This is a genomic window from Roseibium sp. QJM3NY_11, from assembly GCF_056173175.1.
The window spans coordinates 1,429,435-1,441,486 of sequence record NZ_CM149660.1 but is presented as its reverse complement, the minus strand read 5'-3'; the positions used below and the strand labels follow the sequence as shown (position 1 = coordinate 1,441,486).

The following is a 12,052-nucleotide window of genomic DNA, read 5'->3' as shown; positions in this document are numbered from 1 at the left end:
TTCCCCGGCCGGGGAGTTTTTGGTCATGAGGGGCGTGGTGTCAATCGCATCCGATACGCAAAGCGAAGCAACGGCCAGGGAAGCAGGGAAAATACCGCGTCATCAATTCAGGTACCCGATTTGAACGAATCGAGAGGCTGAACACGGCCCGCGCAATGTTCAGCCTGGACCGGTGCGTCAGCGCCGCCTATGCGGTCGCCGGAAAATGCGACCGTGTCCTGTTGGCAAAGGCCACGAGGGACAGCATCACCGGCACTTCCACCAGCACGCCCACGACCGTTGCCAGCGCCGCGCCTGAATTCAGCCCGAACAGGCTGATGGCGACCGCAACCGCGAGTTCGAAGAAGTTCGACGTTCCGATGAGCGCAGCCGGAGCAGCGGTATTGAACGGCACACGCCAGAAATAGCCCCAGGCATAGGCAATGAAGAAGATGCCATAGCTCTGGATCAGCAGCGGCACCGCGATCAGCACAATGACCATCGGTTTTTCGAGGATCGTCTGCGCCTGAAATCCGAACAGCAGAACGACCGTCGCCAGCAGGCCGATCACGGAAAACGGTTTGATCTTCGCCGTGAACTCGGCAATGCGGGCGTCATTGCCCGTTCCATCCAGCGCCTTGCGTGTGAAGTACCCGGCGATAAGCGGAATGATGACATAAAGGACCACCGACAGAAGCAGGGTTTGCCACGGAACAACGATGTCGGTCACACCAAGCAGCAGGGCCGCGATCGGCGCGAAGGCGAACACCATGATGATGTCGTTGATCGAGACCTGCACAAGCGTGTAGTTGGCATCGCCGCGGACCAGCTGGCTCCAGACGAACACCATGGCCGTACAGGGCGCGACCCCGAGCAGGATCATGCCCGCGATATATTCCTTCGCGGTCTGCGGATCGACGAGGCCGGCAAAGACATGCTCGAAAAACAGGATCCCGAGCGCCGCCATCGTGAACGGCTTGATCAGCCAGTTGACGACGATGGTGATGCACAGGCCTTTCGGCTTCTTGCCGACGTCCTTCAGGGACGCAAAGTCCACATTCACCATCATGGGATAGATCATGACCCAGATGAGGACGGCGACGACGAGGTTGACGCTGGCAAATTCAATTGCTGCGATCGTCTGGAAAATTTCCGGAAAGGCAGCGCCGAGACCGACGCCGGCGGCAATGCACAGGGCAACCCAGAGCGACAGATATCGCTCGAAGAGGCCTATGGGTGAGGAGGTTTCCTGGCTCATAACAACTCTTTCTCAATACGGCTTTCAAGCAGGCTGTAGGCTTCGTCAAAGGCAGCCCTGATGTCGCTCTCGGCTCCCCTGGTGTTTGCCGGATCGGGTATGCTCCAGTGAAGCACGGCGGGATGTCCCGGCCAGACGGGGCAGGCCTCTCCCGCGGCGCTGTCGCAAACGGTGATGATCTGATCCATTTCGGCTGCGCCCGCCCCTGCGAATTCTTCCCAGCTCTTGGAACGGAAACCGCCGGTGGGGAGCCCCTTGCGCTCAAGACAGTCCAGCGCGTAGGGATTGACCGTGCCTCTCGGTGTCGAACCGGCCGAGAATGTCTCGAAACGGCCTTGCCCCGCGTGGCGCAGGATTGCCTCGCCCAGGATCGAACGGGCGGAGTTCGCCGTGCAGACGAACAGGACACTACGTTTTTTCACAAGCGCACCTTGTCGGAAATTCAGCAATCCTTGGCGCCCTTCCGGGACGCCGGGTTCGCCATGTTGACGAAAGGAGCACAGAGCTCCGGATTGCCGCCGCAGCAGTCCTGCAGCAGGTAGGTCAACAGAACCTGCATGGTCTCCAGGTTCGCCCGGTAACAGATCGAGCGCCCGTCCCGTTCGGCGCGCACAAGACCGGAGCGGGACAGGGCACCCAGGTGGGTCGACAGGGTGTTCGGTCGTACTTTGAGCGCATCGGAGATCGCGCCCGCGGACATGCCCTCCTGTCCGGCCTTCACCAGCGAGCGAAAGACGTTGAGGCGCGTTTCCTGACCGAGCGCCGCCAATGCATTCAGGGCATCTTCTTTTTTCATAATTCGAGAATACCCGAAATATCGAACAAATCAACCCTCTACCGCCGATTTTCGCAAGGCGCTGTTCTTTTGTCCGCTCGCCCACCGCCTTTACGGTTGAATGCGGTGATCATCTGAAAAAAGGCTCCCGGAAATCTTCGGGAACCTCAGACTGCTGACAAACTCCCAATTGGTCATTCAGGACAAGTGCAGCGAAGCTGCGCGCTGATCCGGAAGCTTGCGCATCAGCGCGAGCGAAGGCGAGCACCGGAGCAATTCAAACATCTGAAATCATTATTAAAGACGCACCTGCGGCACGAAGTAATCGCTGGAATCCGGCTCTGGCCATGCAGCTGCGCTGCCGGTCGGCCGGAATGACCCACGTGAGTTTGTCAACAAGCTGAGGCTCCCGGAAATATCCGGGAGCCTGCTTGAAGCCGAGTAACGATGGACCTGTCCGGCGACGACAGCCCCGTTCACGCCGCCTTGGTGGCCAGGCGTTTCCGGATGCTGTCCACGTCCGCCTTCGGTGTCGCCGCGAACAGGGTCCTGGTGTACGCGTGCTGCGGGGTCTCGAAGACCTCCTCCCGCGTGCCGTATTCCACCACCTCGCCGAAATACATCACCATGACCTTGTCGGCGATGTAACGGACCACGGACAGATCGTGGGAGATGAACACGTAGGTCAGGCCCATCTCTTCCTGCAGGTCGGCCAGCAGGTTGAGGATCTGTGCCTGCACCGACAGATCGAGCGCGGAGACAGGTTCGTCGAGCACCAGCAGCTTCGGTTTCATCATGATCGCGCGCGCAATCGCGATGCGCTGGCGCTGGCCGCCGGAAAACATGTGCGGATAGCGGCCGTAATGCTCCGGCTGCAAGCCGACCTTCTGCAGCATTTCCAGCGCAAGGTCACGCCGCTCCGCCGACGGCGTGTCGGTGTTCAGGAGCAGCGGCTCTTCCAGCACGTGGCCGATCTTCTGGCGCGGGTTGAGCGAACCGTAGGGGTTCTGGAACACGATCTGCACCTTCTGGCGCATTTCCCTGGAGATCCCGGTCCGGGATATGTCGATCGGCAGGCCGTCGATCTCGATGGTCCCCGACGTCTGTGCGTCGATCATGGTCAGCATGCGCGCAAGTGTGGACTTGCCGCAGCCGCTCTCACCGACAACCGCCAGTGTGCTGCCGCGCGCCACATCGAGATTGACGCCCTTGACGGCGGTCAGCGTGGTCGGCTTCCTGAACAGGCCGCCCTTGATGTCATAGGTCCGGTAGAGATCGCGGACCTTGAGAATAACGTCGTCGGACATGTCTCAGAACCCTCCCGCTTCGGCAAAGTCGTTCACGGTCGGCAACCGGTCGCCGGTGGCATTTTCCGGCAATGCCGAAAGCAACGCTCTGGTGTAGGGGTTCTGCGGGTTCTCGAAGAGAGACAGCACGTCGGCTTCCTCCATCTTGCGGCCCTGGTACTGAACGATCACCCGGTCGGCGGTTTCAGCCACGACGCCCATGTCATGTGTGATCATGATGAGGCCCATGCCGCTGTCCTGCTGCAACGCGACCAGAAGATCCAGGATCTGTTTCTGGATGGTCACATCGAGCGCGGTCGTCGGCTCGTCGGCGATCAGCAGCTTCGGCGAACAGGCAATCGCCATGGCGATCATCACCCGCTGGCACTGGCCGCCCGACATCTGGTGCGGGAAGGCATTGTACCGGCTCGCCGGGTCGGGAATGCCGACCGAGGTCATCAGTTCGATCACCCGCTCCTTGATCTGCCGGCCCTTCAGCTGCGTGTGCGCCTTCAGGGTTTCACCGAGCTGGAAACCGATGGTGAAACATGGATTGAGGCTCGCGATCGGCTCCTGGAAAATCATCGAGATATCCTTGCCGATCACCTTCCGGCGTTCCCTGGCCGACAGGGTCCTGAGGTCGAGCCCTTCGAAGTCCATCTTGTCCGCGGTGATCGTCGCGGTGTCCGGCAACAGCCCCATGGCCGCCAGCATTGCGACGGACTTGCCCGATCCGCTCTCGCCCACGATCGCCAGAACTTCACCGGCATCGACCGTGTAGTCGACACCGTCCAGTGCCTTGAACGATCCCCTGGCCGTGTCGAACTCGACTTTGAGGTTCCTGATTTCAAGAAGCGGCATTGCCTCAGCTCCTCTTCAGTTTCGGATCGAGCGCATCGCGCAGGCCGTCGCCGACCAGATTGATGGCAATAACGGTGATCAGGATGGCAAGACCCGGGAAGGTAACGACCCACCAGGCGCGCAGGATGAACTCGCGTGCTTCGGCCAGCATGGTGCCCCATTCGGGCGTGGGCGGCTGTGCGCCCATGCCCAGAAAGCCGAGAGCCGCGGCATCCAGGATGGCGTTGGAAAACGACAGGGTTCCCTGAACGATCAGCGGCGCAAGGCAGTTCGGCAGGATGGTCTTGAACATCAGCCGCACGTGCCCGGCACCCGCAACCTTCGCCGCGACCACATAGTCGCGGGAGCGCTCCGACAGCACGGCCGCGCGGGTCAGGCGCACGAAATGCGGTTGCAGCACAAGGGCGATCGCGATCATCGCATTGGTCAGCCCCGGGCCCAGGATCGCCACCAGCACCAGCGCGAGCAACAGCGAAGGAAACGCAAGGATGATATCCATCACCCGCATGATGAAGGTATCCACTGCCCCGCGCACATAACCCGCGATCAGCCCGAGCACGATGCCGCCGACCAGCGCGATGGTGACGACGACCACACCGATGAACAGCGAGAACCGGGCGCCGAAGATCAGGCGGGAGAGCATGTCGCGGCCGACCGCGTCGGTTCCCAGAAGGAACGCGGACTTGCCGCCATCTTCCCAGACCGGCGGCACAAGGAAGCTGTCGCGATACTGGACGTTGGGATCATGCGGGGCGATCAGGGGCGCGAACACCGCCATCAGCACCAGCAGGGTGAACACAACAAGACCGACCACGGCGCCCTTGTTCTGCGAGAAATAGTACCAGAACTCGGTCATCCGCGCCTTGACGGCATTGCGGCTTTCTTCTTCGAGTTTGGCAGTGTCGGCCTTGGCAGCCGGGGAGGTATTCGTCATGTCTGGTCCCTCGGCTCAATTATAGCGGATACGCGGATTGATCAGGCCGTAAAGAATATCCACGATCAGGTTGACCAGCATGACGATCCCGGCAATCAGCAGGAGACCGCCCTGCACGACGAAATAGTCCCGTCGCGAAATGCTGTCGAGCATCCACTTTCCGATGCCGGGCCAGGAGAAGATCGTCTCGGTCAGGATGGCGCCGCCCAGAAGAACTCCAACCTGAAGACCGATTGTCGTCACCACGGGGATCAGCGCATTTCTGAGTGCGTGCAATCCGATCACCGACTTTGGAGTGAGGCCCTTGGCACGGGCCGTCCGCACGTAATCTTCGCCCAGAACCTCAAGCATGGCAGACCGGGTCTGGCGTGCGATCACGGCCAGCGGGATGGTCGCCAGCACGATCGAGGGCAAGATCAGGTGACGGACCGCTGACAGGAACGCGCCCTTTTCCCCCGACAGCAGGCTGTCGATCAGCATGAAGCCGGTCACCGAGGGAAAGAAATACATCAGCGAGATGCGGCCCGAGACCGGGGTCCATTGCAGGATGCCGGAAAACAGGATGATCAGCAGCAGGCCCCACCAGAAGATCGGCATCGAATAGCCGATCAGCGCGGTGCCCATGATCGCCTGATCGGCGACCGAGCCGCGCTTCACGGCTGCGAATATACCGGCGGGAATACCGATGCAGACCGCCAGAATGATGGCACAAAGTGCCAGTTCGGCGGTCGCCGGGAACAGCGTCATGAATTCGTCGAGAACGGGCTTCTTCGAGGCAAAGGAGGTGCCGAGATCGCCCTGAAAGACGCCGAGAACATAGTCGAAATACTGTTGCCACAACGGCTTGTCGAAGCCCATCTGCGCCATGAGTTCGGCTTTGCGCTCATCGGAAATTCCGCGCTCGCCCGCCAGAAGGTCGAGCGGATCACCGGGCAGCAATCGAATGAAGGAGAAGGCGACCAGGGTGACACCGATGAATGTCGGTATCAGCAGGCCCAGACGACCTAGAAGAAAGCGCAGCATGTCAGGTTCCAGATACGAAGAACCGGGAGATACCGTCATGAGCCATGAGGCATCCCCCGGTCAGAATGACTGAAGGCGCTGGCATCGCTGCCAGCGCCTCCCTGAGATCAGGCGGATTTACTCCGCAACGTCGACGCCGTCAAACCAGTGGCCGCCGAGCGGATCCATGACGTAGCCGGTGACCTTGGAGGACATCGGCATGAAGACGACGGAGTGCGCGATGGTTGCCCACGGAGCCTGGTCCTTGAACACGACCTGTGCCTCTTCGTAGAGCTTGGTGCGCTCTGCCTTGTCGGTCACGGTCTTGGCCTTCTGGATCAGTGCTTCGAAGTCGTCGTTGCACCACTGGGCACGGTTGGAACCGCCAACGCCGTCACAGCCGAGCAGAACGGCCAGGAAGTTGTCGGGGTCGCCGTTGTCACCGGTCCAGCCGAGCAGGACGGCACCGTCGCGGTCGACATCCTTGGAACGGGACAGGTATTCACCCCATTCGTAGGAGACGATCTCCACGTTCACACCGACCTTCGCGAAGTCGGCCTGAATGACTTCCGCCATACGCCGTGCGTTCGGGTTGTACGGACGCTGCACCGGCATCGCCCAGACTTTCATGGACAGGTCTTCGACACCGGCGGCTGCCAGCATTTCCTTGGCCAGCTCCGGGTTGTAGTCGTCGTCCTCGATCGCATCGTTGTAGGACCACATGGTCGGCGGAATCGGGTTCTTCGCCGCCTGGCCGGAGCCCTGGAACACGGCGTCGAGGATCGCCTGCTTGTTGATCGCGTGGTTCAGCGCCTTGCGGACGTCCGCCTTGTCGAACGGAGCCACCTTGGTGTTGTAGGCGAGGTAACCGACATTCAGACCCTGCTGTTCCATCAGGGTCAGATTGCTGTCGGCCTGGATATCGGCAACATCAGCCGGCGCCGGATACGGCATGACATGACATTCGCCGGCCTTCAGCTTCTGCAGGCGGACGGCGGCATCCGGGGTGATGGCGAAGATCAGGTTGTCGATCTTTTGCTGGCCGTTCCAGTAGTCCGGATGCGCCTTGTAGCGGATCACGGCATCCTTCTGGTAACCGACGAAGGAGAACGGGCCGGTGCCGACCGGCTCCTGGTTCAGCTGTTCCTTGGTACCGGCTGCTTCGAGCTGGGCCGCATACTCGGCCGACAGAACGGAAGCGAAGTCCATCGCCAGGTTGGCGATCATCGGCGCTTCCGGACGGTTCAGAACGAACTTCACGGTGTAATCGTCAACCTTGACGATTTCCTTGATCAGGTCCGGCATGGACATGCCGTTGAAGTATTCCCAGGCGGCGCCCGGCGTATACTGGTGCCAGGGGCTGTCTTTCTTCAGCTGACGCTCGAAGGAAAAGATCACATCGTCGGCGTTGAAATCACGGGTCGGCGTGAAGAATTCCGTTGTGTGGAACTTGACGCCCTTGCGCAGCGTGAAGGTGTATTCCTGACCGTCCTCGGAAACTTCCCAGCTTTCGGCGAGGCCCGGCAGAACTTCGGTCGTGCCGCGCTTGAACTCGACAAGCCGGTTGTAGAGCGGCTTGGAAGAAGCATCGAACGTGGTCCCGGCGGTGTAGAGAGCGGTATCGAAGCCTTCAGGCGATCCTTCCGAGCAATAAACCAGGTTTTTTGCGGAAGCGCCGGTTGCCGCGATCACGGCGAGACTGGCACCAAGAAGGGTTGCCTTCAAGGTTTTTTGGAAATTCATCAAACTGTTCTCCCCTTGATGAAGTGCGAGGGCCCTGCATCATTGAACGTGCAAAGGAGTTAAGCCCAGGCCAGCGCAAACTAAGGCGTTTTTTTGGCAGAAAATCAACCGCCAGCATATTTCTAATTTATGTCGTTTTTTGAAATTTTTTTGCTAGGTAAGAGTTGCTGCCGTAATTTTTTAACACCGCAGGCGCTTTGGAATGGAAACTCATACCGCAACGCAACTGATTTTGGGGATTTATGTAACCAGTTGAAAACAATAAGCTCTCTCTTGCGAGAGAGCTTCTGGTCGGCGTCAGTCCTGCGTTGATCGCGTTCTTCTCACCGCGTCCTGCCAACCGGTCAGCAACCGGGACCGATCACTTTCCTGTAAGTGCGGTTCGAACCGTTTCTCCAGCTTCCATTCCGCTGAAAAGGCCTCGGGACCCGGCCAGATTCCGGCCTTGAACCCGGCCAGCCACGCAGCCCCGAGCGCGGTTGTCTCGGCAACTGTCGGACGGTCGACCGGCGCCCCCAGAATGTCGGCCAGAAACTGCATGGTCCAGTCGGACGCAGTCATGCCGCCATCGACCCTGAGCACCGGACGCCCGGCGTCCGGCCAGTCGGCATGCATCGCCTCGATCAGGTCGCTGGTCTGGTAGCCGACACTTTGCAGCACGGCCCGGGCTATCTCCTTCGGACCGGTGTTGCGGGTCAGGCCGAACAGGGCGCCACGGGCGTCCGCATCCCAGTAAGGCGCACCGAGACCGACAAAGGCCGGCACCAGGTAGACTTCCTGATTCGGATCCGCCTGCTCGGCGAGAGACTGCGTGTCGCCTGCATTCTCGATGAGGCCGAGGCCGTCGCGCAGCCATTGCACCGCCGCCCCGGCGATGAAGATCGACCCTTCCAGGGCGTAGGTTGTCTCGCCGTTCAGCCGGTAGGCGATCGTGGTCAGCATCCGGTTGCGGGACCTGACCGGCGTCTTGCCGGTGTTCATCAGGGCAAAGCAGCCCGTGCCATAGGTGGACTTGACCATGCCCGGCTTGAAACAGGCCTGGCCCACCGTCGCCGCCTGCTGGTCGCCCGCCACGCCCGTGATCGGGATCGCCCGGCCGAACAGCTCGGGATCGGTCTCGCCGAATTCATCGGCGCTGTCCCTGACCTCCGGCAGCAGGCTCAACGGAATGTTCAGATGAGCGCACAGCGCCGCATCCCAGGCGTTGTCGTGGATGTTGTAGATCAGCGTTCGCGCCGCATTGGTGGCATCCGTCGCATGGACCCGGCCGCCCGTGAGCTGCCAGATCAGCCATGTATCGACCGTTCCGAAGACCAGCTCGCCCCGTTCGGCGCGTGCGCGCACCCCATCGACATTGTCGAGGATCCAGGCGATCTTCGTTCCGGAAAAATAAGGATCCAGCAGCAGGCCGGTGCTGGCGCTGAAGGCCTCTTCAAGACCGTCCGCCCGCAGCGCCGCGCAGAAATCCGAGGTTCGCCTGTCCTGCCAGACAATGGCGTTATAGACCGGCTCGCCCGTGGACCGGTCCCAGATCAGCGTGGTTTCGCGCTGGTTTGTTATGCCGATCGCGACCACATCCGCGCCACCGTCCGGAGCCTTTTCCAACGCTTCCCGGCAGACCCTGAGCGTGCTGGTCCAGATATCGGCGGGCACATGTTCCACCCATCCCGATTTCGGAAAATGCTGCTGGAATTCCTGCTGCCCCGCGCTGAGGGGCTGAAAATCGCCGCCGAACACAATGGCCCGGCTTGACGTTGTGCCCTGGTCAATCGCCAACACGCTTCCGGCCATGGCCGCACCTCCCGTTATTCTTGTTCAATCCGAGGAAACCACCGCTGATGCCCGGCGGGTTTCGCACAAGCTCATGTGCGCCGGTTTGAGAAAACTATGCCGCAGCGCCGGCCTGCCCGGCAAGGCAGCCGGCCATGAAAGTGTCCAGCTCCCCAGCGTCCTCCCGGCTGAGCCGCAGACCCAGCTTGGTGCGCCGCCACAAGACATCCTCCGCCGTCCGCGCCCATTCCCGTTTCATCAGCCACCTGACTTCGCATTCGAAAAGAGTGTGCCCGAACTGGCGTCCGAGGTCCGAAAGCTTTTGCGCGTCACCGAGCAGATTCCGCGCGTCCGTTCCATAGTGGCGGATCAGCCGGGTCGCGAAGGCGGTGTCAAGGAACGGATAGTCCGTTTCAAGCCGCGCGACCTCCGCGTCGACCGCGTCCACCTTGAAATCGCCTCCCGGCAGGGGCGCAGCGGCCGTCCACACACCGCGCTTGAACGGCAGGAACGGTTCCAGCTTTTCCAGGACCTGCTCGGCCAGCTTGCGGTAGGTGGTGATCTTGCCGCCGAAAACCGACAGGACCACCGGCGTGTCTTCGCCGCCATCCAGTTCCAGCACATAATCCCGGGTCGCGGCCTTCGCGTCCTCCGCCCCGTCGTCATAGAGCGGCCGCACCCCTGAATAGGTGTGCACCACGTCGGCGGGCGTGACAGGAGTTTCCAGGTACTCGCTGGCGGCCCTGCACAGGTAGTCGATTTCGTCCTGCGAAATCTCCACTTTGCTCAGGTCGTCCTGATAATCGACGTCGGTCGTGCCGATCAGGGTGAAGTCGGTCTCGTAGGGAATGGCGAAAACGATCCGGCCGTCGCCGTTCTGGAAGATGAAACAGCGGTCGTGCTCGAACCGGCGCGGCACGATGATGTGGCTGCCCTTGACCAGGCGCACCCGCGAACTGCTGTTGGAGCCGACCACACCGTTGAGCATGTCGGCAACCCACGGGCCGGCGGCATTCACGACCACATTCGCGGTGACCGTCTTTTCCTCGCCGCTCGCCAGGTCCTTCAGCACGGCCCGCCACACCCCGCCGTCCCTGCGCGCCGAGATGCATCTGGTCCGGGTGCGGATATCCGCGCCGCGGTCCGCGGCATCGCGGGCATTCAGTACGACGAGCCGGGCATCGTCCACCCAGCAGTCGGAATACTCGAACCCCTTGCGGAACAGCTTCTTCAGCCCGTGCGAAAACGGCGGCTGGTCGAGCCGGACGGTCTTCGTTGCGGGCAACAGCTTGCGTCCGCCCAGATGGTCATAGAGGAACAGACCCATGCGCAGCAGCCAGGCCGGACGCAGGTCCTTGTGATGCGGCAGGATAAACCGCAGCGGCCAGGCGATATGCGGTGCGTTGCGCCAGAGCACTTCGCGCTCTTTCAGCGCCTTGCGGACCAGGTTGAACTCGTAATATTCCAGATACCGCAGGCCGCCGTGAATGAGCTTGGTCGAGGCCGAGGACGTGGCGCCTGCCAGGTCGCCCATCTCCACAAGCAGCACCGACGCCCCGCGCCCGACCGCATCCCGGGCAATGCCCGTTCCGTTGATGCCCCCACCGATGACCAGAAGATCGTAATCAGCCGCCATGATCCAGACTCCGGCTAAATGAAATTGCGCGTTTCGACATGAAGTGAAAATAAAACGAAACTTACCGAAATTCAATCAGCATTGTGCGGAGAGGGCCGGAAACATGCGAGACCAGCGCCCCGCAGCCCGGAGGCAAGCATGAGAGACACTGCGGACAGGACATGATGCCGCGCGCGGATAAACCATGCGGGGAACGATCCGAATTCAAATCCCTTCGTCCCCTTCCGGAGCGGACCAATGAGCGGAGCCACGGGCCATGCCGGTCCTGGCGATTCAAGTCGTAAAAGCGGGCTGCTGCACCCGTCAGGTCGACGGTGAGACGCGGACCCGGGCTACCGCCATTGCATCAGGCGTCATCCGTCGCGCCCCGGTTCGTCCGGATTGCAGGAGAACAATGCGATCTTGTTGCCTTGAGGGTCGCGAAGATAGCCGACATAAAAACGGGGCCCATACGAAGCCCGAAAACCCGGCCGCCCCTCGTCAGAGCCACCTGCGGCAAGCACGGCGGCGTGAAGGTCACGAACCTGCTGTTGACTGCGCGCCTCGAAAGCGGTCATGGCACCGTTGCCGGCCGAGGCCGGGCGCCCGTCGAAGGGAGGTTTGACGTAGAAATCCGGCAGAGCGGATGACTGCCCCGGCTGAACGGGCAGCGCGTAGCTGAGACCCTCCGGCCCCTCCTCCAGTTCGTAACCAAGGGCTGGCAGAAACGCGGAGTAAAACCGTTTCGCACGGGCGATGTCATCTGCACCGACGGTGACATAGGCGATCATGCTGCGCGATCCTTCTGGCAGTTTCGAGTCGTCAGGTG

Annotated in this window: 10 protein-coding genes and 1 pseudogene; all 11 read right to left on the bottom strand. The window is 61.2% G+C overall.

Going from position 1 to position 12,052, the window contains the following annotated elements; all coding sequences use genetic code 11:
* Window positions 1-187 precede the first annotated feature (187 nt).
* Entirely contained in the window at window positions 188-1,237 is a 1,050-nt protein-coding gene (gene arsB / locus AC0VX3_RS06605) for an ACR3 family arsenite efflux transporter (RefSeq protein ID WP_475524030.1), read from the bottom strand.
* 14 nt (window positions 1,238-1,251) lie between these two features.
* Window positions 1,252-1,659 (bottom strand): annotated as a pseudogene (locus AC0VX3_RS06600) (arsenate reductase ArsC); the annotation flags it as partial.
* Between the two features lie 20 nt (window positions 1,660-1,679).
* Window positions 1,680-2,033, bottom strand: a complete 354-nt coding sequence (locus AC0VX3_RS06595; protein ID WP_475524029.1) for an ArsR/SmtB family transcription factor — start codon at window positions 2,031-2,033, stop codon at window positions 1,680-1,682.
* Between the two features lie 455 nt (window positions 2,034-2,488).
* On the bottom strand, window positions 2,489-3,319 hold the full coding sequence (locus AC0VX3_RS06590; protein ID WP_342892943.1) for an ABC transporter ATP-binding protein: 831 nt from the start codon (window positions 3,317-3,319) through the stop codon (window positions 2,489-2,491).
* 3 nt (window positions 3,320-3,322) lie between these two features.
* The gene (locus AC0VX3_RS06585) at window positions 3,323-4,159 is read right to left on the bottom strand and encodes an ABC transporter ATP-binding protein (RefSeq protein ID WP_475524028.1); all 837 of its coding nucleotides are present in this window, start codon (window positions 4,157-4,159) and stop codon (window positions 3,323-3,325) included.
* Between the two features lie 4 nt (window positions 4,160-4,163).
* A complete protein-coding gene (locus AC0VX3_RS06580) occupies window positions 4,164-5,015 on the bottom strand; it encodes an ABC transporter permease subunit (protein ID WP_475525153.1) in 852 nt (283 codons plus the stop codon).
* A gap of 93 nt (window positions 5,016-5,108) precedes the next feature.
* Complete coding sequence (locus AC0VX3_RS06575; protein WP_342892945.1) at window positions 5,109-6,116, bottom strand: ABC transporter permease subunit; 1,008 nt, start codon at window positions 6,114-6,116, stop codon at window positions 5,109-5,111.
* A 117-nt stretch (window positions 6,117-6,233) separates the two neighbouring features.
* Window positions 6,234-7,838 (bottom strand): ABC transporter substrate-binding protein, encoded by a 1,605-nt coding sequence (locus AC0VX3_RS06570; protein ID WP_475524027.1) that lies wholly within the window; start codon window positions 7,836-7,838, stop codon window positions 6,234-6,236.
* A gap of 297 nt (window positions 7,839-8,135) precedes the next feature.
* Window positions 8,136-9,629 (bottom strand): glycerol kinase GlpK, encoded by a 1,494-nt coding sequence (gene glpK, locus AC0VX3_RS06565; protein ID WP_475524026.1) that lies wholly within the window; start codon window positions 9,627-9,629, stop codon window positions 8,136-8,138.
* Window positions 9,630-9,723: 94 nt separating this feature from the next.
* The gene (gene glpD, locus AC0VX3_RS06560; protein ID WP_475524025.1) at window positions 9,724-11,244 is read right to left on the bottom strand and encodes a glycerol-3-phosphate dehydrogenase; all 1,521 of its coding nucleotides are present in this window, start codon (window positions 11,242-11,244) and stop codon (window positions 9,724-9,726) included.
* 353 nt (window positions 11,245-11,597) lie between these two features.
* Entirely contained in the window at window positions 11,598-12,014 is a 417-nt protein-coding gene (locus tag AC0VX3_RS06555) for a VOC family protein (protein WP_475524024.1), read from the bottom strand.
* Between the last annotated feature and the right edge of the window lie 38 nt (window positions 12,015-12,052).